This window comes from Rudaea sp. 3F27F6 (assembly GCF_005503555.1).
In the GTDB taxonomy this organism is placed as follows: Bacteria; Pseudomonadota; Gammaproteobacteria; order Xanthomonadales; family Rhodanobacteraceae; genus Rudaea.
In genome coordinates this window covers 209,295-231,089 of record NZ_SCNG01000007.1, presented here as the reverse complement: position 1 = coordinate 231,089, position 21,795 = coordinate 209,295, and the positions used below count along the sequence as shown (strand labels likewise).

The window sequence follows — 21,795 nt, the reverse complement described above, 5'->3', positions numbered from 1 at the left end:
GCGCGGGTCGAGCTTCGATCCGCGATTCAGTCACGATCGTCTCCAAGGTTCGAGTCCGCAGTCATTGCGACTTCGCCCGGTGGAGCCGATGTTCCGCGAGCTTACGGGCCGGTCTTGCTGAGTACTTCTTTGGCCTTGTCGTAGATAACGTCGCCGGTGTCGGGCTTCTGTTCCAGTCCTTCGACTGCCGCCTTCAGCGAAGCGGCGGCGGAACGCGGGCTATCGCGTTTTGCGAGCAACAGTCCGCGCAACGCATCCACTCTGAACTTCCAATTTTCGTCGCCGTTGAGCGCTACGAGAATCTTGCCGTCGAGCGAATCGAGCAAGCGGGAGGCTTCGCCGAGCTTGCCGAGTTCGATCTCGCTGGCGGCGAGCCAGAACGCGGCGTTTTGCGCATAGGGACTCTTCTCGGATTGAGTCGCAACGAGCCGCTGATAGGCCAGCTTCAACTTTTCTTCGGCTGCGCCTGCGTTCCCAGTGGTATAGAGAACTTGCCCCCAGTTGGTCAGAGTCAGGTTGCTGGCAAAGTGGGCTTCTCCGAATTTCTCTATGAAGGCTTCGTAGGACTTCTGTGCGTATTCCAGCGCCTTCGGCCAGTCCTTGCGCCGCATGGCGATGTCGTCGAGATCGGTCAGAAGCATGATGTTGCGGGAGTTGCCTTTCCCGACGAGTTGAATGATGGTTTTCTGCGCGTCGAGCAACAGCGCTTCCGCTTCATCGTAGTTGTTCGACATTACCAGCGATCTCGCCAGCATATGCTTGGCGTATGCGACCGCCAGTTCGTTCTTGTTCTTTCGCGACTCCAGATCGGCAAGCAAACTACGAGCTTCCTGTTGGGATTTGTCCGCCTGATTGTTGTATCGGTAAGCGGCGATCAGGTTCAGGCGCAGCGCATCGCGAGCGAACGTGTCATTGGGTTGCGCCCGGGTGACGGTGCCTACCGCCTCGAGCAACTCGGGAAGCGCTTTGTCGTATTCGCCGTGATCGAGGTGATAGTTGCCCCAGGCGGAAGCGGTCAGATAGGTCCGGTAGACGGGGTCGGAATGCGCGGCAAGGTCGTTCAGCGTATTCAGTTCGGCAAGCGCAGCGTCGAACTTGGACTGTTTGCTGAGGAAGTAGATAAGGCGCGAGCGGGCTTGCAAGGCGTCTCGGCTCGTCGCGCCTTCGTCGTGTTCGTACAGGGAAAGCGCCTTTCTGCCCTCGGCTTCGGCATTCGGCATCAATTCGATTGCGCTGAACAGCGCGGCCAGGCTGGAGTGAATGGACGCTTCGGTCGACGGGTAGTCGGCGAACTCGCCGGCCACGCGATCCTGCGCGGCGGCGAGCACGTCTTTCAGCGACGCGGACGCGCCTTTCGCCGCAACGAAAGGGTTGGACTGGCTGATCAAATCCTGATTCAAAAAACGGTTGAGCGCGTTGGCGCGCTGAAGTTCGTGCTGAGCCTGATCGTTCGCCTGCTGCGCATCGTTGCGCGCTCTTTCCGCCTTGCTGTAGAGCCAGGTCACGGTAAGCATGCCGAGTACCAGTGCGGCGACGAGCCCGAACAGGTAAGGACGCCGCGCGCGGCTGCGCGCCAAGGTTTGTTGCGCCAGCCTGCTCTGCGCTTCCAGTTGCGCCTCGCGCGAGGCATGTTCACGGCGCTGATCGACATTGCGCAGGCGTTCGGCCAAATCCGCCGCGCTGGGCAGGCGGCGCATCGGATTGCCTTCGGTCGCGGCGCGAATGTCCTCGCACAGCAGCGCATCGCCGATATCCTGTTCCCAGCCGGAGGCCATCGGCTTGGTCAGATCGCCGGCGAGCAGCTGATAGAGCAGGATGCCGAGCGAATAGACGTCGCTCTGCACGGTCGGTGAGTGACCCGAAATGATTTCGGGGGCGATATACAGCGGAGTTCCGCTCGACGAATCGCCGAGCAGGCTCTGGGTGACGGTGAAGCCGAGTCCGGTGATGCCCATTTCGTCGAGGCGGCCGGGGTCGAGCAGGCGGCCGCTGCCGAAATCGGTAAGCCGGATCAGCTCATCATTTGCGTGCGCCGCGATCAAGACGTTGGCCGGCTTCAGATCCTTGTGCAGCACGCCGACGCTGTGCGCGGCGGCGACGGCGTCGGCGATTTGCAGGAACATGGCGAGCCGCTTTTCGCGTGCGGTCGCGGACAGATTCTGCTTTGCCCATTCGAGCAGATTCTCGCCGCCGTAGGTGCATTCGAGATAGAAAGGCGGCGTCTCGAAGTTCCAGTCGGCCAGTTTGACGAAATGGGTTTGATCGTCGAGGCTTTCCGATAAGAGCCGCGACAAGGTCGCCTCGCGCTTCAGCGCGCGCAATCGATCGTCGCTGCTGGCGAATTTGTAGACGCGCTGTTCGCTGGTCTTGGTGTGCTTGGCGAGCCAGACCTCGCTGCCCGGGCTGCCGCCCAGTTGACGCTGCAGGACGAAGTTTTCGCGCGACGGCACGGCCTGGCCCGGGGCAAGCTCGAACTGGCTGGTGAATTTGCGCCCGACGGCGATGCGCTCGACCGACCCGGCAAAGCGGTAGCCGACACGCGCCTGGGTGACCAGTAATCCCGCATTCGCTTCGCCGAGCGCCCTGCGCAACTTGGCGATCGCATTGGGCAGCACCTGCTCGACGGTGACGCGACCGGCCCAGACTTGGGTGAGAAGTTCTTCCTTGGTCACCACTTCGCCGGCGTGCTGGAGCAGCACGGCCAGCACTTCGAGGGCGCGCGGCTCGACGTCCACGCGCAAGCCGGAGACGCGCAATTCAAACCATGTTTCGTCGAACTCGGCGGTGCCAAACCGATACCGATAGGAGATGTTTGGCCGCTGACTGGATTCCTTCATTGCTGCTCCGCTGGTTGAGTTTGTCGCAAGTCGCCGGTGATCCCCGCACCGCAGAGCGATCTTGCCACCGCAAAGCGTGAAGCGAACAGCCCTTCGCAAAGCGCAACCGGCGCCGTTATCGATCCGTTAGAGAAATATTTTCGCAGGGTTCGGACTTCGCCCGATCGAGCCGGTAGCGTCCAAGGCCCGGTCGCGTCCTGCGATGCCGCCGCCCGCTTTGCGCCGAAGGAAGTACACGATGCAGTTCAGAAAAATCGCCGATGGTTCCCGCCGCCTGTTCAAGGCATTGCTGATTGCGGCGGGAGGGGCTACGGTTTCGCTTTGCGCGACGGTGGACGCCACTCCGTCCACGAACCGGGTCGCAATAGGGCAGCAAGATGACCATGCGCAAGGCGCGGTCCCCCGGCTGAATGCCCGCTACGGCCAACTGCCGCTGGCGTTCGAGATGAACCAGGGGCAGACCGATGCGCGCGTCGATTTTCTCGCGCGCGGACCGGGCTACGGACTGTTTCTCACTCCCGGCGGAGCGCTGCTGAGCCTGCTGCAGGCGCCGAACAAAAGCTCAACTTCGGTTCGGGCTGCGGCCGCAACAGCCGCTGCAACGGATGCAGAACGCACCGTGCCGCCAGCGACGACGACCGTGGTCGGTATGAATCTCGTCGGCAGCAACCCTCATACTGCTGCCACGGGCCTGGCCCCTCTGTCCGGCGCGACGAACTATCTGATCGGCAATGACGCGGGCAAATGGCATACGGGGATTCGCAACTATTCCAAGATCCGTTATGCCGCGGTCTATCCCGGCATCGACCTCGTCTATTACGGCAACCAGCAGCAGCTGGAGTACGACTTTGTCGTAGCGCCCGGCGCCGATCCGTCGGCGATCCAGCTCGATTTTGCGGGCGTGGACAAGGTGTCGGTCGATGCCGAGGGCAATCTCCTGCTCGCCACGGCGGCTGGCAACGTGATCCAGCACAAGCCGGTCATCTATCAGACGATCGGCGATCAGCGCCGCATCGTCGAGGGCGCCTATGTCGTGCACGGCAAGCGCGCTGCATTCCAGGTCGCCGATTACGACAAGACGCGCACGTTGACGATCGATCCGACCTTGGCCTATTTGAGCTATCTCGGCGATTCGAGCCCGAACGAAGCTTTCGCGATGGCCGTGGAGGCCGACGGCAGCATGTACGTCGCCGGCTATGCTACTTCCTCCGCATTTCCGGTCGTGGGTGCATATCAGCCGAAGCCGGCGGGCGGCGTCGATGCGTTCGTCACCAAGATCAGCGCCGACGGCAGCAGCCTTGCTTATTCGACCTTCCTCGGCGGCAGCGGCGACGATCACATCTTCCATCTCGCCGTGGATACGCAGGGTCATGCCTACGTCGTCGGCAATACTTCGTCGGCGAATTTTCCGACGACGTCGGGCGTAGTGCAGCACGACTATGCCGGAGGGGTCCTCAATACCAAGCAGGATCTCATTGACCACGGCGACGGTTTCGTCGTCAAGCTCAGCGCCGACGGCGGCAGTTTGATCTATGCCACCTATCTCGGCGGCAGCGGCGACGATATCGCCTACGGCTTGGCGATCGACAGCGCCGGCAATGCCTACGTCACCGGCGAGACCACCTCGACGGATTTCCCGACCCGGCCGGGCGCCTACCAGCCGAAGCCCGGCGTGTTGAACGTGGTCAACAATGCGACGAACGCGGCGGAAGTCTTCGTCGCCAAGTTGAGCCCGGATGCAAGCGCTCTGCTGTACTCGACCTATCTCGGCGTCGACGCGGACCAGGCCGGCTATTCGATCGCGGTCGATGCCGGCGGCAACGCTTACGTGGCCGGTTACACCGCGTCGTCCAACTTTCCGACGATCGCCGGTGCCGTGCAGCCTGCGATCGGCCATACCGGCGCAAACAACGGCTTCGTGTCCAAGCTCAATCCCGCCGGTTCGGGCCTCGTGTATTCGACCTACCTCGGCGATTCGCTCGATGCGATCAACAGCATCGCGCTCGATGCCGGAGGCAACGCCTACGTGGCGGGTGTTTCCCGTTCGCAGCATTTTCCGACCACGCCGGGCGCGTACCAGACGACGCATCCCAACTATCTGTCGGCAACGTCGGCGTTCGTTTCCAAAATCAATGCGGCCGGCAACAAGCTGATCTATTCGACCTACTTCCACGGCAGCGGAAACTACGCGGATGCCGGCAGCGGCCCGACTACCGGTAATCCGGCCGCTTCGAATGTCGTTCTCGTCGATGCGAATGGTAATGCTTATCTGGTCGGGGCCGCCGGCAGCAACGGCAATCCCAATTTGCCGGTGACGCCCGATGCCTATCAGACCACGTTCGGCAACGGCGGCAACGATCCCTTCGTTGCCGAGTTCAATCCGTCCGGTTCGGGTCTGATTTACGCGAGCTATTTCGGCGGCAACGGCGGCGGCCGGCCGTGGGGTGCGGCGCTTGCTGCGAGCGGCGCGCTCTACGTGGCCGGCAGTACCGCGGCCACGAATCTGTCGACTACCGCGAACGCTTACCAGAAGAAGTCGCCCGGGACGGTCAGCAACTACGGCGTCTGGAGCTTCGTCAGCGAATTCATTTTCCCGCCCGCCGCGGGCTATACGGTCGGCGGCAGCGTTTCGGGATTGAGCGTGGGCAGCAGCGTCACCCTCGGTTTGAATGGTATGGCGCAGACAGTGCCGGTCGGTGCGAATGGCAGCTTTGTGTTTCCGGCACCGCTGCCGGACGGTTCGGCTTATACGGCGACGATCTCGGCCCAGCCCTCGGGTTCGCCTACGCAGACCTGCAGCGTGAGCAATGCCGGCGGTTCGATCGCCGAGGCCAACGTAACCAATATCGCCGTCACTTGCGCAACTGCTGTCGCCAACTACACCGTCGGCGGCAGCGTGAATGGCTTGAGCGGCAGCGGTCTTGTGCTGAGCTTGAACGGCGGCGCGCAAACTTTGCCCGTGAGCGCCGCCGGAACTTTCGTTTTCCCGATCGCGCTCGCCAACGGAGCGGCCTATGCCGTTAGCGTGGCGATGCAGCCGCAATCGCCGGCGCAGTCGTGCACGGTGAGTAACGGCAGCGGGACGCTGGCGGGAGCGAACGTGACCAATGTTGCCGTGACGTGCGCGACCGCGCCGCTCACCTACATCGTCACGCCGAGTGCCGGCGCCAACGGCAGCATCTCGCCGCCAGGTGCGCAGACGGTTGCGGCCAATACAACGGCGACGTTCGCCGTTGTGGCGAACAATGGATATGCCGCCACGGTCGGCGGGACCTGCGGCGGCGTTCTGAACGGCACGGTTTATACGACGAATCCGGTGACCACAAATTGCACCGTCGCGGCGAGCTTCAGCGCGATCGCCCGCGTGTCGACGACGACAACGTTGACCGCGACACCGAATCCGATCCAAATCGGCCAGCCGTTGACCTTGCTCGCTACGGTGACTGCAAGCGCCCCGTCGCCTGTTTCGTTCATGCGCGCTCTGTTCGCCGCGACGAGTGCCGCCGCGGCGCCGACAGGCACGGTGACGTTCAAGAACGGCAATACGGTCGTCGGCAGTGCGGTACTGAGTGCGAACGGACAGGCCGCGCTGACGCTCTCCAATCTGCAAACCGGCACCTACAGCTTCACGGCGGTCTATTCGGGCGACGCGAACGACAGCGCGAGCGTCAGTGCGGCGCCGGTCAGCGTGTCGGTCAATCCGGCTTCGTCTACGCTGGCCGTGCCCGCGCCGGCCGGCACCGTTTGGAGTTGGTTGGCGATGTGCTTCGGTTTTGTCGGCATCGCCGCGGCGTTGCGGCGGCGATCCGTATAAGGCCGCCGCGAGAACGACCCGCGGTGCGGTTTCGGTACGCGGCGATGATCGAATCGTTATTCATCGCGGATCTTTTTTTGTCGACGCAGCAGCTTTGTGGTCTGTCTGTTGGATTGACACACTCGGGGCTGACGCAATTTCGATGCCGTGACGAATCGCGCTTACAACCCGACTTCTTCACGGCATCGCATCCGAGTAGTCCGTCGATGACGACGGTCGTTTAGGCGGTTTGTTGAAAACAGGTGCGGAGCACCACTGATCCTGCCTCGATGAAATTTTGATGCAGGACTTGCCGCGGATCGTGTGCGACAAACCGGCCTGTCCTCAGCAGGCCGGATTTTTTCGAATTGGAACGAGCCGAGTCCGTGGCTGACAGTGACGATAGGCGAGGCCGCGACGAAAATTGATCTCGCCGAAGCGACGCTTCGGCAGCGACAACGATCTCACCAGACGTCCTGCAGCAGACGCGCGAAGTTGCCGCCGAGGATTTTTGCGATGCGCTCATCCGAGTGCTTGCGCGCGCTGAGCAATTCGGCAATGCGGCCGAAGCGATCGGTCCGGTTGAGATCGGGTATGAACGCGTACACGTTCGGGTCCTCGCCCGGCGCGGAGATGCCGCGCTTGCGCCGATCGTTGATCTCGTCGGCCCATTCTTTCTTGAATTCGGGCGTGACCACGGTCGCTGCGATGGGACCGTCGCTGCCGATGCCGACATGATCTTCGCCGCAGACGTCGATCGCATGTTCAAGATGCGCGATCACGTCGGCCGCCATCGGCTGACCTTGGCTGCGCAAGAACGGCATCAGGTAGATGCCCACGTAACCGCCTCTCTCGGCCACTTTGCGCAGCTCATTATCGGTTTTGTTGCGCGGATTCGCGGTGAGGGCGGCGCAGCCCGTATGTGAAATCGCGATCGGCGCTTTGGACGCAGCGACCGCTTCGAGCGTCGTGCGTTCGCCTGCGTGCGAGAGATCGATCAGTTGCTTGCGCTCATTGAGGCGCGCGACCAGCTTGCGCCCGAACTCGGACAGACCCGCATTGCCCGATTCCAGACAGCCGTCGCCGACGAGATTGCGGCGATTGTAGGTAAGCTGGAAGACGCGCACGCCGAAGTTGGCGAACATGTCGACGCGATCGAGGTCTTCGCCGATCGGCGTAGCATCCTGGAATCCGTAGATGAGGCCGAGCTTTCCGCTGCGCTTGGCTTCGGTCAGATCGGCTGCACGCCGGATCTGCATGAAGGCATCGGGACGTGCGGCGATTTGCGCGTTGTAGAACGCGATGCTGCGAACGGTGTCGTTGAAATTGCGCGCGTAACTGCCGACGCTGGCGCCGTTCACGGTGACGTTGATGGCGGTCAGTCCCGAGGACTTTGCGTCGGCGAAATCGGCTGCGCCGAACGACGCGCGGTCGTTGCCGATGCTGCCTAGCGAATCGATGACCAGCGCGTTGCGGTAGTTGTTCCATATCGCTTCGCTGCTCGTCGTGGTGATAACGCCGCGCGCGATACCCGGCAACGCCGCGGCGGCGGATAAACTTCCGAGCACGGACAAAAAATTTCGACGCGGCATCGACATGCTCATGAACAGTCTCTCCATGGGTTGACTTCGACTGAAGACGAAAAAGAAATCGAGCGGAACAGACAGTCGGAAGCGGTTGCCGGCGCGATCGGGCGACGATGAGGGCGCACGTGAGATCATTCCGGTAACGCTGAACCTGCGGTCTGGGTCGGTAGATGAAAATGGTTCCGGCAATTCAATTTATCAGTGATAAATTATCACGGCGAAATATAAGGTTCAAGGATGCAAAAAACCGCCTCTAAGCTGGGCCGTAAAGCGGTGCGCGCGCCGACTGCCACGGCCTCTGCCGGCAGTCGCGCGGGCTTGGCCCGCGACCAACTGGTCGATGCCGCGCTCGATCTTCTGCAGGAAGCGGGGTTGGACGCAGTAAGCACGCGACGGTTGGCCGAGCGTCTCGGTGTGAAGTCGCCCGCGCTGTACTGGCATGTGCGCAACAAGGACGAACTGCTTGGGCTGCTCGCCGATGTCATCTGCGCGCGCATGGTGCTGCCCGCGCCGAGCCGTCCGTTTCGGGCGCGCCTGGAAGAGATCGCCTCGGAGTATCGCCGCGTCCTGATTGCCCACCGCGACGCGCCGCGCCTGTTTGCCGAGCAGGCTCCGACCGGGCCGCACCGCATCAAGCTGTACGACGCCGCGGTCGGTGCTTTTCTCGATGCCGGCCTCGCCGCGCCGGAGGCGGTCGCGATGGCGACGTTCTATCGGAATTTTCTTCTCGGCATGATCGCCGAAGAGGCGCGCCAGTTGTCGCCGACACGCCGCGGAGGGCTGCGTCCCACCGTCGCTTTGGGCGCGGAGCTGTCTCACCTGGGCGATGAGTTGCGTCACTACCCGAATTTGCACGGAGCGGCGGAGTTGCTCACGAAGATCGAACCCGAAAAGTTGTTCCGGCTCGGGCTCAAGGTTCTCCTGGACGGCATGGAGTGCCGCGTCACCGAATCGGCCGGTGGTTCTCGGCGCTGATCACCGGCAGCGCTGCCGACGCATGGATGCCGGAGGACAAACGCGCAGAACTTCCCCAGAAGTGTCCGCAAGGCAGATCGCTAAGCTCGGGGAGCTTGTTTGCGGCAGCGGCGAGTAGCGCGGCGAGACCGCCGCTGCGCTGCGCAGAATTGGAAATGTATACTCGGGTGGCAAAAATCTTCGCGACTTGGAACGGCGTCGGAGATTTTTGGTGGCAGTACAGGGATGGAATTCATATCAAAAATCGGCATGTTTGCGTGATTTTTGACTAAGTGCCAACCAAGGTTGCCCCCATAGTTGCCCCCAGGCCTGGCTGGAAACGAAAAATGGGGCGCTCGGAAGGCAGATACTAATCGCTTACGATTGCTGCTTCTCGCAGCGCGCTTCCGATGGGTGTCCGCTACGAAATCGATGAACGTCACTGACCCTCAGGACGCCACGTCGCCGTGAGGCGTCGTGTAGATTGGAAACCTCGTCGATCATTCCCATGAGGAATCCGGCTCCAGGTGACGCAAAAGTTCCATTGCATCGTGCAAGATTCTGCCGACAACGACTACATCGTGTTCCTTGCGGTAGATTAGAAAATGGCGAGGGTGTCGTACGATCCCGGTCGTCGTGCGGGCACGATCCCGGCTCAGATGCAGATGCCAGGATCGGACTGCTGCTCCCAGTTCTGGACGTTCGATGCTGCCCGGACGATCCGGCTCTGCGGCGACATCGCGCAGTGCCGTAACGATCAGGGCCTCGTAGCGTATGCGCGCCTCGTCGCCGAACTGTTCCTGTGACCAAGCGAGAATGTCGAGGATGTCCGATTGCGCGGAAGCAGATAACCGGTATTGAATGTTCACCCGGCTGTTCGCACTCTGCGCGTAGCTTGTCGGCCCAACTGCCCGATGAAGTCCTTGAGCTTGCTGTCGGCGACGTCGGTGTAACGACCCGCAGTGATGTCGTCCCAGCCCTGGCGGGCGGCCTGCTTGAGCGCCTTGAGCTTGGCGGCTTCGATACGTTCGCGTTCCTCGATCAGGCGCAAGCCTTCACGCAGCACTTCGCTGGCGTTCTGGTAGCGGCCGGACTGCACCAAGGTTTCGACAAAGTCTTGCTGATGCTCGCTGAGCACTACGTTGCGCGTTGGCATGACAGGATTCCGATGGCGACTGGACAGGAACACTGTAACGGCGATTGGCATATTATGCCAGTGCGGTCGGCAGGTGTTCCGTGGAATTGGCTTCGCTCCTTCACATGCTTTTCGGCGGCGTCGAGCCTTTGAGGAATGGGGCGCCCGGCTTTGCCGGGCCGCGCTCTCGGGCTACGCCGCGAGCCAGGCTGCACCTGTCTCGCCCCTTCGGCGTCGATCGCTCGCCCAAGAGCAAGAGCATCGCGTCCCATCGATTCGGCGACTCCGATGCAGCATCTGTCGGAACCAACGTGAATCCCTGACAGCTCGTCCTTGGGTTCGTACAAGCGAACGAGGATTGTGCCCGTTGTCATATTGACATTGAATCCCTTGCCGTCCTCGCGCGAATTGCTGCGCAAGTAGCGTCCGCATCACCGCTGAAAACTCGCGAAGGCGCACGCTCATGCGATGTCGTGGGAGTTCGGTGGACGCCATCTCTCCGTCGGTTTGAGCGGGTGCTTCATGCGGGAGATCCTGGGCGGGGCGGCATGCGGCGCAAGGGCCACACGGCCCCGTGTCGTCGCTGCGCTCCAGCCCGCGCCAGGCCGTGTTGCGCTGCGCGCTCCCTTGCGCCGCAGGCCTTTATCCCCGCCGAACTTGATCCCCGCGCACTCGCGCAATCAACCCAACGGAGAAACCACCATGGCTAAGAAGACCACCAAACCCACCACCGACGTGACCCGCTTCACCGCGTACTCGGTCCGCGAGTTCGAGCGCAACGGCGAAACCGAACGCGACTGGATGCGCATCGGCGTCGCTTTCCCGCACGAGGACGGCAAGGGCTTCAATCTGGCGCTGCACGCGGTCCCGGTCGACGGCAAGGTCGTTGTTCGCTTGTTCGAACCCAAGGACGAGTCACCGCAGGAGTGATCCTGCGGTTCCGACGAAGACCGGCGCCTCGCGGCGCCGGTCTTTTTTTCGGCCGCGATTCCACTGCGCGCCGCGGCGCGCACTCGGCAAAGCGAAACAGTCCGTTGTCCGCCGGATGCTCGCTGAGCGGCGAAGTATCCGAATGCATTCAGTCCACGTGTTTATTCTCTTTCATGGAGTACAAATGTTCTCCATGAAAAGATCAAGTGATCGCTTGCCCGGGCGAAAAAGCTCCCCTCCAAGACCACAGTTTCAGCGGTTTAAATTCCGGATCGCAAGTCTAAGTTGTTTGCGGGAATGTTTTGCTCAGCGAGGCGCCGGAATTCCCATGTGATCAAGGGATGATCGGCAACCCGTCGCCAAAATTCGCCGGCGAGCGATCGTGTTTCGTCCTGCGCAAATGCGTGCGTGACAGGCTCCAATACTGTCACCTCACCCGACGTTTTGGGCCGATAACGCATCGGCAGCATGTCGTAGACAGGCGCCACATCAAAGAACGGTCCTTCATCGAGCATCAACGAAAGATTGCCGAGATGGCGATCGTTGTTTCCGATCCCGGCACCGAAGTCGTCCAGAAACGCAGCGCGCTCGACCGCCGCATCGTCGACGAGTGATTCCTCGTGAAGGTATCGCATCGCTTCCGTCCACGATGTCGCCGGCCCTCCCAGAGAAGGCACGAACGGCATCAAGGCACACATCCCGCGCCTTCCTCTCTCTCCCACCCGATCGAAGCGCTTCACCTCAAGGTAGAGCCGGGAATCGGATTCCACGAGCGCCGTATCGGAGGCCTCGATGCCATGCTCTCGGAGAAGCTGAGACGCAAGGTGTTCGCCTACCAACAAATCCGCCCAGCGCTCCCCAGCGGGTGAATTCCGCGGAGGGCTGAACTTCACTATCACCTCGATGAGGGAGCCAGTTTCGTGTTGCACCCTTGCGGAGAATTTGGGTTGCTCGCCGCCGGCGGACGATCCTATTGCCTCACCTGCGAGCGTGGCAGCAGCCAGTTGCTCGTATTCAGCCGCGCGATTTGCTGCGAGAACACGTGGAGCAGCCACGTTAGCGGCCTTCAGGAAGAGATTTCCCGGCGGATCAAGAAGCCCCCGAGAGGCCGATACCAGCACATGATCCGAGGACCAGAAGCGAACGTCCTCGGGTGCGCCGAGAGCGGAAGCCCAACGGTGAGCGAAGCTGCGCCCCAAGAACCCGTCAGGCCTCAACCCTTCCAGATACCACGGCGGGCCTCTGAAGATGCCGTCCTCCGAGCCCAAGTGCAGGTACCGCGGCGCGTGGGAGCCGCGGGACACCACTGCCCAATGATCATTCTGCAATGCGTGAACGGACGCGACTTGTTGCGTCCGTCCGAGTTCGTCCGTCTGCCACATAGGCCATTGCCGGCCTGTTCCCATGACATCGCGGGTAAGCGCGTAGCGTGTGCTTCGAGCCTCACCCAATCGCAGGATCAATCCTTCCGAGCTGGCTACCGCCCGTTGGAGTGTGGAGGGGCTGAGATTGGCGCCTTCAAAGACGACGCGCAGCTCGCCGGCCGACACGGCGACTTTGCCCTCAAGGGCGGTTTGAAGGAGCCTTGTCGGTGTCATGATGCGATTCATGACGCAATTCTATTGCATATTATTGTTTAATTACAGAGATTTATATCGTTCAATGAATCGCTGATGATGCGATTCACGTAACGTGAGATCAGACCAGAAAACCCGCTGGAATCTGCGCACAGCCGTGTAGGAAATCCTCGATTTTCATCGGGGCGAAAGCAGATCAAGAGCGCCGCTTCGTTCGGCTTTTCCGGTCAAGGGCCGCTCGGCCCCCGTGTCCTCGCCTGCGGCTGCGGGCCGCGCCAGGGCCTCGCTGCTCACTTCGCTCGCCTTCCTTGACCGCGCCTCTCTGCGCGGCTGTGGGCGGCCATGGCCGCGATGGCACATCGCGGCCGCATTCGGCCGAGATACCACGAGGGCGCAAGCCCATAACCCAACGGAGGAAGGTATGACGAACGAAGTAATCGAAAGCGGCCCGTTCGCGGGCTTCGAGGTGATCCACCGCTACACACGCGAGCAGGCGCTTGCCGATGGCGTGCTGGTGGACGTGACGGCACCAGCGAAGGACTGCGGGTTTTCCGTGCCGGTGGCGATGACGGCGGCGTTGTTCGCGGATTGCGAGTCGTGGGCGAGTGCTGACGAGCGGCGCGGGGACGCATCGCCGCGCGAACAGGTCGTTCGCCGACTGCTGCATTTCGCATGCGAAACGATCCGCGCCTCGGCGCGGACGCCGACTGATCGGCGCGTGCTGTCGCTGACGCACTTCGCCGGACGCACGTGCCAAGCCGTCGTGTACGTCGGTCCGGGCGATGCGGGCGAGCCCGTCGTGACGCTGATGTACCCCGGCGAAGAATGAAACCCATCCCCTGACTTGTATCGAGGAATCTCATCATGAATACGAATATCGTTGGCACCCTTCAATCCCTCCCCGTGGCCTCGCTGACGCTGTCGGCGCGTAACGTGCGCAAGACCGGCGGCCAATCCGTCGAGGACTTGGCGGCATCCATTCAAGCGCAGGGCCTGATCCAGAACCTGACCGTGACGCCGGCCCGTGGATCGGCCAAGTTCGAAGTCGTGGCAGGCGGGCGGCGGTGGCGCGCGTTGCGCTTTCTCATCAAGGCCAAGGCCCTGCCGAAGGATCACGCCGTTCCGTGCAAGATCGTTTCGGCGGAGGAGGCCGAAGAAATCAGTCTCGCCGAAAACCTGTTCCACGAGGCGATGCACCCGGCCGACCAGTTCGAGGCGTTCAAGACGCTCGTGGACAAGGGCATGCCGGTCGAGGATGTCGCGGCGCGGTTCGGCGTCACGCCGCTCGTGGTTCGCCAACGCCTGCGGCTTGCGAACGTGTCGCCGTCGCTGGTCGCGCGATTCCGTGAAGACGACATCACGCTCGAACAAATGATGGCGTTGGCTGTGACCGACGATCACGCGGCACAGGAACGGGTGTGGGACGCGGCTCGGACGCCATGGCAGCGCGAAGCCGGTGAACTGCGCGCGGCCTTGGTCGCGACGGATATCGATGCCGGCCGCGACAAACGGGCGAAGTACGTCGGCACGGAGGCATACGAAAGGGCGGGCGGCGGCGTCCGGCGCGACCTGTTTTCGGATACGACCTTCTTCACCGACGCCGAGTTGCTGGATCGGCTGGTCGAGGAAAAGCTGACCCGTGCTGTCGAGCGCGTGCGCAAGGAAGGATGGGGATGGGTCGAGCATCGCGTCCACTGCGAGTACGCGGAACTGCACGCGTTTGGCCGGCTGGCGCCGACCTTGCGCGAGCCGACGAAGAAGGAGCGCGTGCAACTCGCCAAGCTCGATGCCGAGGAATCGGCACTGCAGCAGGAAGGCGAAACCGAGGACATTGCGGAAGACCATCTGGACGAAATCCACGCCGCGATCGACGCATTGCACGAACAGCGTGAGGCGATCGAGCAGGCACGTGTCATGGACGATCCGGACGCGAGAGCGAAGGCCGGTGCGCTGGTGCTGCTCGGCCACGACGGCAAGGTGCGAATCGAGCGTGGGCTGGTCGTGCGTGCCGCACGAACGACCCATCGCGACGCGACGGATGCGGAAAGCGACCCCACCACGTCACCCCAGCCCAAGGAAAAGGCCGAGTTCACTGACGCATTGACGCGGCGGCTGACCGCCGAGCGGACGCTGGCGCTGCGGGCCGTGTTCGCGTCGCAACCCGTGCACGCGTTGACCGCACTCGTGCATGGGCTGGTGCTGGCGAGGTTCTACGACGACACGGATTCGGTGCTCGGCGTGACCGTTCGCGACGACGCCCATTGTCGAGCGGCGGGCGTCGATATCGACGCGACCCGGGCGGCGCAGACGATGCACGCGCTGCACACCGAGTTGCAGGTGGCGCTGCCGGCGGATGCCGGCGAGGTGTGGGCGTGGGCGACGGCGCAGGATCAGGCGACGCTGCTGCGCTATCTCGCGTACTGCGTCGCGCCGTCCGTCAACGTGATGTTGAATCGGTCGACGTCGGCGCAGACGACATCGGGAGGCTCGATCGAGGCAGCGGCGCGTCTAGCCGCGCTGCTCACGCTCGACATGGCCGACTGGTGGCAGCCGACGGCAGAGAACCTCTTCGACTCGCTGTCGAAAGCGAAGCTCATCGAGGCGGTGCGCGAAGGCAAGGGCGGTCAGGCCGCTTCGCTGCTGGAAGAGATGAAGAAGGCCGGTGCCGTCGCGGCGGCAGCGGCGGCTCTCGCCGGCACGCGCTGGCTGCCGAGTCTGTTGCGATAAGGGTGATGTTCCTCCGTTTGAGGGGCCGAAAATGGCCCTTCCTTTTTATGCGCTCGGTGAACGCATCGGTTCGGAAGTGGAGGTTGGAGAGGCGGCTTTGCTGTGTCCCTTCACCGTATCACGGCGTTCTCGCCATCAAGGGCGGCGCGCCTTCGGCGCTGGCGGCCGGTGGCCGTCTGCGACCCCTGACGGCCTGCGCTGCGCCGTGAGGGCGACGGTTCCGGGCAATGCCGCCCGACAACCGGAGTACGTCATGAATGAGAAGTCGCACGTTTCGCTGGAACAACACCTTTGTCTGGTCTGCGGTGTCGCGTTCGACACCGGTAGTCTCCTGCTCGATCGGCGCTTGCGCGCGAGCCTGGCGCATCGCACGACGACCGGCTGGGGCCTATGCGCCGAACACCAGAAATTGTCCGATGAGGGCTTTGTCGCGCTGATCGAGTGCGATCCGCAGCGCAGCGGCTCGCCGACGGGCAATGCCCGTTTGAAACCCGAACAGGCATACCGGACGGGGCGGTTGGCTCATGTGAAACGCGAGGCGTTCGCCAAGGTGTTCAACGTACGGATCGCGGCTCAACAACCGTGCGTGTTCGTGGAACCCGGCGTGATCGAGCGCCTTCAGTCGGTGGTGTCGATGACGGACTGATCGCGCGTTGACATCCTTCGGTGCGTCGCCCTGCGGGGCGGCGCACCGATGTTGCTGTACGCAGTTCCGACGCCTCCTTGTTTTCGGCACCGTGGATCGGCCGCCGTACTTGCTTGTCTCAGGCTACCGACATTTGCCGTGCTAAAACGCTCGCCCGTTTCAACTCCAGGAGAATCAGAAGATGAGCAAACCGATAGTCGCCGTGGTCGCCGCCGTGGGCGGCATAGTGTTGGGTTTTGCCGGCGCACGCGCTTTCACGTTGCCGTCGGCGCCGGCAAATGCTCCATGCGCGGTCGCCGTCGATCCAGCTGCCGAGGCGAAAGCCGATGCGATCGCGCGGCAGTTGCATGCCCACGATCACGATGCCTATGTCCCGCATCCGGCGCCGCCGATCGGCGAGTTGCCCAAACCGGCCAAGACCGATTCGTCGGACGAGGGACACTGACGAGCATCGGTGTCGCGGGCTGAAGTCCCGCGACGGCACATTGAAGGCCGCATCGTCGCGGCCCGCCCAAGGGGAGAGCCGCGCTTTCTCCCCTCGGGAATCCCCGTCGCCGCGTCCGATGGACCGCACGCCAGTAGAGCGCGCCGTTCCACCTCTTCGGTTCGAACTTTTCGGCGCGATGTAGTTTCACGTTTTGGTCGTTGGAGTGCCGCGCATGCACGCGACGCCCAATCGTTCGTGTTGATCGGTTCTGCAGCTCGGCCTCGCGGGTGTTCGAGGGCGCCAGCTTGGCGCTCGCGGTCTCGTTCGCGGCAAGGGTCGAGACGAGCGCTTCGCGCCCTTGCCGCGCGACCGCGCGCGCTTCCCGTGGCGGCCCCACACCCGCCCAAGAGGCCGCCATGCAGTACCAGCTCGATCACCAAGGCAACTACGTCTTCTCCGGTCCCGTCGATGCGACGACGATTCTTTCCGTCGCCGAACAAATCCGCGAAGCCCGCTTCTTCCGCGAAGCCACGCTGACGCATCCGTCCGCAGCGAACGATCTGCTCGTCGCCAAGCTCGGTCTTCTCGAGCACGAAGTGTTCGCGGCGATCTTCCTCGACAACCGTCACGCCGTTCTCGCCTTCGAGATCCTGTTCACCGGATCGCTGACCGGCGCCTCGGTCTATCCACGCGAAGTCGTGAAGCGCGCATTGCAGCACAACGCCGCCGCCGTGATCTTCGCCCATAACCATCCGTCCGGCGTCCCCGAACCGAGCCAGGCAGACCGCGACATCACCACCGAGCTTCAGCGCGCTTTGCGCTTGGTCGAGGTGCGCGTACTCGATCACATCATCGTCGGCGGCAACAAGACGACCTCGTTCGCCCAGCGAGGACTCCTCTGAGTCCCTCTCGTCGTGCGGTGCCGACGCACCGCACGGCAATCCTCTCATCGGGATATAGTTCATAGATTGTCTAAATGATCTAGTTATCATGACTTCACGGCAGAGCGGCGCGATGAGCTCGGAGGCGCGGCGCTTCATCGAGCAGGCCGCCGCAATCCAGGACGTCGATCCGCGCGATGCACGCAGCCTGGGCTACACGGCGCGCATCCTGACCATCGCGACGCTGCCGCACCGCGCACAGCCCGGTGATCACTACGAGCGTCAGAACGGTGGCTACCGTCTGATCGTGCAGACGGTGCCGGGGGCCGGGCTGCCGTTCGGCAGCTATCCGCGCCTGCTGTTGTCGTGGCTGTCGACCGAAATCGTGCGCACCCGCTCGCGCGAACTGGAACTGGGGCGCTCGATGGCACAGTTCCTCGACCAGCTCGGCCTGTCGCGCAGCGGCGGACGCGGATGCGTCGCCAATGCGGGGGCTCCCGCGCGCAGCGCTGGAACGATCTGGCGCCTGCGCGGTCAGATCGCCCGACTCTTCGGCGCGCGTTTTATATTGCAGAACCTCATCGCTGAGGGAGAGGGTATCGAGATCCTGCCCATCGGCGATCGTGTGCAGCTATGGGCGGGCGAGGAGGGCGTTTCGGGACGGGGGTTTCCTTCGGCCGTTCGGGTGAGCGAGCCATTCTTCGAGCACGTGCTGCGCGGTCCCGTCCCCGTCGATCTTCGCGCGCTGCGAGCACTGAAGCGCTCGCCGCTTGCGCTTGATCTCTACACCTGGTTGACCTACCGCGCGTTCGTGCAGCGGAACGGCGGACGGGCCGCGGCTGCCGTGCCGTGGCCGGCGTTGCAGGCGCAGTTCGGTGCGGACTATCCGCTCGGCAGCCGCGGTCTTGCCGACTTCAAGAAAGCGTTCCACCTGGCCTACCGGCGGGTACAGATCGTCTATCCCGCAGCGCAGCTCGACGACCTCGGTCACTCGCTGGCGGTGCTGGCGAGTGCGCCGCACATCCGCGCACGACGCTTCGCAACCGACGTCTAACGACGTCCCGTCCGTTTATGCAAAACCTCGCAACGTATGTGCGTTGCGAGATTTATTGTGCGCATAGGCGCCTGTGGATATGTGGATAAGTAGGGGGTTTTCGTCGACTTATCCACGCTGCTTCACTCCCAAGTTTGCGCTGCTTCACTCCCAGGATTTCGCGATTTTGCGCTGCTTTACTCCCAAAACTGCGCCGCTTCACTCCCAAGACACAGCACCAAGTGATTGTCGCAAAAGCGAATTTTTCCTCCCTGTATCTCCGGTATTTCTACCTGTATCTCCGGTAGTAGGCGAGCGTGGGCTGTGGACAAGTGCGCGTGCCGCCGTTGGCTTGACAGGCCCGGTTTTCGTTCTGCTAGATTGTCGAAAACAAATAGACAATCTAAATGATCCACGTGGAACAAAATTTCCCAGACCGGAGACCTCTTCTCATGACCCGCATCATCGCCTGCGCCAACCTCAAGGGCGGCGAAGGCAAGACCACCCTGGCCCGACACGTCGCGTACCACGCCGCGTCGAGGGGCCGGAAGACGCTCGCGGTCGATCTCGACCCACAAGCGAACCTCACCGACTCGCTGCTGACCGAAGCCGAGGAATTCACGTCTTCCGCAGCGCTGTTCGATGCGGCCTTTTCGATCGAACAGGTTCGCCCGGTCGAATCGGAGAAGAATCTCTGGCTATTGCCGGCGGACGCGCGACTCGACGCGCTCGCCGACATTCCCGGAGATCGCTCGACGCTCGTGAAGCGCGTGCGCGCGAGCCTTCGCGCCATCGCCGGCTTCGACCTGATTGTCGTCGATACGCCGACCAACGCGCCCGTTTGTTATCTGGGTGGGCTGGCCGCGGCCGACGGCGTGGTCTCGCCCGTTCAGATGGACGCCTACGGCATCGCCGGTGCTGTGCGGCTGACGCAGGCGATCCAGCGTGTGCGCGCGCACACCAACCCCCGGTTGGTTCACATCGGCTTCGCCGTGAATCGCTTCAACAGCCGAGCTGCCTCGCACGGCGACCTGCTCGCGCAGTGCCGTGCGAAACGATTGCGCCTGCTAGATAGCGTCCTGCACGAGCGCGTCGCCGTGCAGGACGCGCTCGGCCGGCGTATGCCGGTCTGGCGCGGTCCGCGCGGACGCGTGAACGCCCGTGCTGCACGCGAGATGCGCGCACTGTGCACCGAAGTGTTGGCGGGAGTCGACCTATGAGCGTGACCAACGTGCGCTCGCTGCCGCTCCGCACCGCCGCCGACCTGCGTGTCAGCGCGCTCGATCGCCTGTCCGCCGTCGATCGACAGGAACTCGTTCTCGAACTGCCGCTCGATCGCATCGATCGCGATCCCGATCAGCCGCGCAAGAAGTTCGATGGGGAAACCCTCATCGAATTGGCGCAGAACCTCACCCGGTTCGGCCAAATTCAGCCGGTCGAAGTGCGCGAAGTCGGTGAGCGCTACGTCTTGATCGATGGCGAGCGGCGCTGGCGCGCCGCCGCGATCGCCAAACTGACCACGCTGCGCGCGCTCGTGAAGTTCGAACCGGGCACACCGGACGACGTGTTGGATCGCCAGTTCGCGGTGAACTATCACCGCGATGCGATGGCGCTGATCGACCAGGCGCGGTACCTGCAATCGCGTATCGATCGTCTGGGCTCCGCCGCAGCCGCGAGCGAAGCGATCGGGCTCAGCGTGCCTCGCATCCTGAACATCACGAAGACCCTTCGCGCCGAAGGCGCGGCGGCCGAGTTGCGCGATAGCGGCCTCACGCGTGATGCCGACACGATTGGCGCGATGGTCGAAGTGCAGAAGCACAATCCCACCGCGGCCGAAACACTCCTCGCGCGAGCGAAAGAGAACGGAAAACTCACCCGCAAGGAGGCGCAGGACGCGGCACGTCTTGCCAAAGAGCGCGCTCGCCGCGTCGACGAAGAAGAGATCGAGCCGCACGACGATCGCGCCGCGATCGTGCGCGACTTCGCGGGAGGCCGGGGCATGGAACGCAAACCGAAACCGGCACAGCCACAGCTCGTCGTCCTGCTCGCTTGCGAGGGCAACGAGCTGCAGCGCGCCCAGTGGAACAAGCTCTCGCGGCAGCACGGGCGTGCGTGCCTGTCGCTGGTCGCGACGACGACACATCCGGGTTGCGTGCTGGTCGAGTTCGGCGCGCATAGCGAGCCGTTTCCGGCCGACGTCCTGCGCATCCTCGATGCGCGCTTCGAGCAGGAGAAATCCCGATGAATGACGCCGAGTTTTCGTTGGCAAATGCCGAGCAAACTGTTTGCATCGGGGATGGAGATTCGTTCACCGAGGTGCATCTGGAATATCGCTCGAACCGGCGTTACCGATTGCTGTTCGGCGCGCCGTTCGATGTGATCGACATGGACTCGCCGCGCCCGCCGGGCGGGCGCATCGCATTCTTCCGCCCGGGCGATCGCTTCGGCCTCGTGTTGTGGGAATTGAACGATATCGGCACGACGCATTGGCGCGTGCTCGTCTGTCGGGCACTCTGCGCCGGCGAGACGGGTACGCGCGTGCCGCAGGTGCAGCCCGGTGCGATCACGCTGCTCGACGTTGAAGGGGCGACGCGCGCTCGCGCTGCGCTGACGTGGCTGCGTCCGTTTGTTGAAAGTGGAGAGGCGCTTGCGCTGCCGGAGGCGCGCTTCGTCGAGGCGGATTTTCGACTGAAGAATACGCCGCTCGTGCGCCTGAAGGCGTACACGGAAGTGCGGCCATGAGGCGCGTCGTCGTCGCTCGGGCGTTGCGCTACTACGCGATGGCGGTGGGCCTCGTGGCGGCCGCGTTCGCGGCCGACGAGGCGATCGATGCGAGCGGACATGCGCTCGTCGTGAACACCTCGCCGAGCATGCCCTCGGGAATCTATTGGATCGCGCGTGGCGGCGCATCGATGCAGCGCGGTGATGTCGTGCAGTTCGCGCCACCGGACGGCGTGCGCGAACTGATCTACGGACGCGGCTGGCTACCCGAAGGCATGCCGCTACTCAAGACGGTAGGCGGTCTGGCCGGCGACGTTTACTGCGTCCGCGACGGTCGCTTCGTCGTCGCCGACGCCGACTTGGGTCCGGTCTTCACGCACGACTCACAGGATCTTCCCGTCCCGCAGATCCTCGGCTGCCGCTGCGTTGGCGAGGACGAGTTCCTGCCCGTCGCCTCGACCCTCGATCGCAGCTTCGACGGGCGCTACTTCGGTGCGGTTCCGGTGCGCAACGTGCTTGGTGTCGGGCACGCGCTGGTGACGTTCTGA

Annotated in this window: 18 protein-coding genes; 13 read left to right on the top strand and 5 right to left on the bottom strand. The window is 63.1% G+C overall.

Going from position 1 to position 21,795, the window contains the following annotated elements; genetic code table 11:
• Positions 1-101: 101 nt before the first annotated feature.
• Complete coding sequence (locus FFS30_RS22380) at positions 102-2,837, bottom strand: winged helix-turn-helix domain-containing protein (protein WP_137915414.1); 2,736 nt, start codon at positions 2,835-2,837, stop codon at positions 102-104.
• 238 nt (positions 2,838-3,075) lie between these two features.
• On the opposite strand from FFS30_RS22380, the gene FFS30_RS22375 reads away from it, so the two are divergent.
• On the top strand, positions 3,076-6,651 hold the full coding sequence (locus FFS30_RS22375) for an SBBP repeat-containing protein (protein WP_137915413.1): 3,576 nt from the start codon (positions 3,076-3,078) through the stop codon (positions 6,649-6,651).
• Positions 6,652-7,094: 443 nt separating this feature from the next.
• On the opposite strand, the gene FFS30_RS22370 is transcribed toward FFS30_RS22375, so the two are convergent.
• Positions 7,095-8,234 (bottom strand): membrane dipeptidase, encoded by a 1,140-nt coding sequence (locus tag FFS30_RS22370; protein ID WP_171014796.1) that lies wholly within the window; start codon positions 8,232-8,234, stop codon positions 7,095-7,097.
• Positions 8,235-8,453: 219 nt separating this feature from the next.
• Between FFS30_RS22370 and FFS30_RS22365 the strand changes: the two genes are divergently transcribed.
• Complete coding sequence (locus FFS30_RS22365) at positions 8,454-9,191, top strand: TetR/AcrR family transcriptional regulator C-terminal domain-containing protein (protein ID WP_137915411.1); 738 nt, start codon at positions 8,454-8,456, stop codon at positions 9,189-9,191.
• Between the two features lie 479 nt (positions 9,192-9,670).
• Here FFS30_RS22365 and FFS30_RS22360 read toward each other — a convergent pair whose 3' ends face one another.
• Both FFS30_RS22360 and FFS30_RS22355 read right to left on the bottom strand, forming a co-directional pair.
• Positions 9,671-10,039, bottom strand: a complete 369-nt coding sequence (locus FFS30_RS22360; protein ID WP_212742552.1) for a type II toxin-antitoxin system RelE/ParE family toxin — start codon at positions 10,037-10,039, stop codon at positions 9,671-9,673.
• Positions 10,036-10,326, bottom strand: a complete 291-nt coding sequence (locus tag FFS30_RS22355) for a type II toxin-antitoxin system ParD family antitoxin (protein WP_137915410.1) — start codon at positions 10,324-10,326, stop codon at positions 10,036-10,038. The genes FFS30_RS22360 and FFS30_RS22355 overlap by 4 nt, the downstream gene beginning before the upstream one ends.
• Before the next feature lie 681 nt (positions 10,327-11,007).
• Between FFS30_RS22355 and FFS30_RS22350 the strand changes: the two genes are divergently transcribed.
• Entirely contained in the window at positions 11,008-11,235 is a 228-nt protein-coding gene (locus FFS30_RS22350) for a hypothetical protein (RefSeq protein ID WP_212742551.1), read from the top strand.
• A gap of 260 nt (positions 11,236-11,495) precedes the next feature.
• Here FFS30_RS22350 and FFS30_RS22345 read toward each other — a convergent pair whose 3' ends face one another.
• Complete coding sequence (locus FFS30_RS22345) at positions 11,496-12,845, bottom strand: HipA domain-containing protein (protein ID WP_137915409.1); 1,350 nt, start codon at positions 12,843-12,845, stop codon at positions 11,496-11,498.
• A 388-nt stretch (positions 12,846-13,233) separates the two neighbouring features.
• Between FFS30_RS22345 and FFS30_RS22340 the strand changes: the two genes are divergently transcribed.
• From FFS30_RS22340 to FFS30_RS22295, 10 genes are all read left to right on the top strand, one after another.
• Positions 13,234-13,641 carry a DUF6573 family protein gene (locus FFS30_RS22340; RefSeq protein WP_137915408.1) on the top strand — a complete coding sequence of 136 codons (408 nt, stop codon included), beginning with the start codon at positions 13,234-13,236 and terminating at the stop codon, positions 13,639-13,641.
• Between the two features lie 35 nt (positions 13,642-13,676).
• Positions 13,677-15,539, top strand: a complete 1,863-nt coding sequence (locus FFS30_RS22335) for a ParB/RepB/Spo0J family partition protein (RefSeq protein WP_137915407.1) — start codon at positions 13,677-13,679, stop codon at positions 15,537-15,539.
• 253 nt (positions 15,540-15,792) lie between these two features.
• Complete coding sequence (locus tag FFS30_RS22330; RefSeq protein ID WP_137915406.1) at positions 15,793-16,185, top strand: ATPase; 393 nt, start codon at positions 15,793-15,795, stop codon at positions 16,183-16,185.
• A 181-nt stretch (positions 16,186-16,366) separates the two neighbouring features.
• Positions 16,367-16,630 carry a hypothetical protein gene (locus tag FFS30_RS22325; protein ID WP_137915405.1) on the top strand — a complete coding sequence of 88 codons (264 nt, stop codon included), beginning with the start codon at positions 16,367-16,369 and terminating at the stop codon, positions 16,628-16,630.
• 398 nt (positions 16,631-17,028) lie between these two features.
• Entirely contained in the window at positions 17,029-17,514 is a 486-nt protein-coding gene (gene radC / locus FFS30_RS22320) for a DNA repair protein RadC (RefSeq protein ID WP_137915404.1), read from the top strand.
• Between the two features lie 88 nt (positions 17,515-17,602).
• Entirely contained in the window at positions 17,603-18,547 is a 945-nt protein-coding gene (locus FFS30_RS22315; RefSeq protein ID WP_137915403.1) for a replication protein RepA, read from the top strand.
• A gap of 431 nt (positions 18,548-18,978) precedes the next feature.
• Entirely contained in the window at positions 18,979-19,746 is a 768-nt protein-coding gene (locus tag FFS30_RS22310; RefSeq protein WP_171014795.1) for a ParA family protein, read from the top strand.
• A complete protein-coding gene (locus FFS30_RS22305) occupies positions 19,743-20,771 on the top strand; it encodes a ParB/RepB/Spo0J family partition protein (protein WP_137915401.1) in 1,029 nt (342 codons plus the stop codon). The genes FFS30_RS22310 and FFS30_RS22305 overlap by 4 nt, the downstream gene beginning before the upstream one ends.
• Entirely contained in the window at positions 20,768-21,268 is a 501-nt protein-coding gene (locus FFS30_RS22300; RefSeq protein WP_137915400.1) for a DUF2840 domain-containing protein, read from the top strand. The genes FFS30_RS22305 and FFS30_RS22300 overlap by 4 nt, the downstream gene beginning before the upstream one ends.
• A complete protein-coding gene (locus FFS30_RS22295) occupies positions 21,265-21,795 on the top strand; it encodes a S26 family signal peptidase (RefSeq protein ID WP_137915399.1) in 531 nt (176 codons plus the stop codon). Before FFS30_RS22300 ends, FFS30_RS22295 begins: the two co-directional genes overlap by 4 nt.

Coding starts and splice junctions, on each gene's coding strand:
- FFS30_RS22310 (WP_171014795.1), top strand. CDS start 18,979: ATGACCCGCATCATCGCCTGCGCCAACCTCAAGGGCGGCGAAGGCAAG.
- FFS30_RS22380 (WP_137915414.1), bottom strand. CDS start 2,837: ATGAAGGAATCCAGTCAGCGGCCAAACATCTCCTATCGGTATCGGTTT.
- FFS30_RS22350 (WP_212742551.1), top strand. CDS start 11,008: ATGGCTAAGAAGACCACCAAACCCACCACCGACGTGACCCGCTTCACC.
- FFS30_RS22335 (WP_137915407.1), top strand. CDS start 13,677: ATGAATACGAATATCGTTGGCACCCTTCAATCCCTCCCCGTGGCCTCG.
- FFS30_RS22365 (WP_137915411.1), top strand. CDS start 8,454: ATGCAAAAAACCGCCTCTAAGCTGGGCCGTAAAGCGGTGCGCGCGCCG.
- FFS30_RS22325 (WP_137915405.1), top strand. CDS start 16,367: ATGAGCAAACCGATAGTCGCCGTGGTCGCCGCCGTGGGCGGCATAGTG.
- FFS30_RS22315 (WP_137915403.1), top strand. CDS start 17,603: ATGACTTCACGGCAGAGCGGCGCGATGAGCTCGGAGGCGCGGCGCTTC.
- FFS30_RS22355 (WP_137915410.1), bottom strand. CDS start 10,326: ATGCCAACGCGCAACGTAGTGCTCAGCGAGCATCAGCAAGACTTTGTC.
- radC (WP_137915404.1), top strand. CDS start 17,029: ATGCAGTACCAGCTCGATCACCAAGGCAACTACGTCTTCTCCGGTCCC.
- FFS30_RS22340 (WP_137915408.1), top strand. CDS start 13,234: ATGACGAACGAAGTAATCGAAAGCGGCCCGTTCGCGGGCTTCGAGGTG.
- FFS30_RS22375 (WP_137915413.1), top strand. CDS start 3,076: ATGCAGTTCAGAAAAATCGCCGATGGTTCCCGCCGCCTGTTCAAGGCA.
- FFS30_RS22295 (WP_137915399.1), top strand. CDS start 21,265: ATGAGGCGCGTCGTCGTCGCTCGGGCGTTGCGCTACTACGCGATGGCG.
- FFS30_RS22345 (WP_137915409.1), bottom strand. CDS start 12,845: ATGAATCGCATCATGACACCGACAAGGCTCCTTCAAACCGCCCTTGAG.
- FFS30_RS22330 (WP_137915406.1), top strand. CDS start 15,793: ATGAATGAGAAGTCGCACGTTTCGCTGGAACAACACCTTTGTCTGGTC.
- FFS30_RS22305 (WP_137915401.1), top strand. CDS start 19,743: ATGAGCGTGACCAACGTGCGCTCGCTGCCGCTCCGCACCGCCGCCGAC.
- FFS30_RS22370 (WP_171014796.1), bottom strand. CDS start 8,234: ATGAGCATGTCGATGCCGCGTCGAAATTTTTTGTCCGTGCTCGGAAGT.
- FFS30_RS22300 (WP_137915400.1), top strand. CDS start 20,768: ATGAATGACGCCGAGTTTTCGTTGGCAAATGCCGAGCAAACTGTTTGC.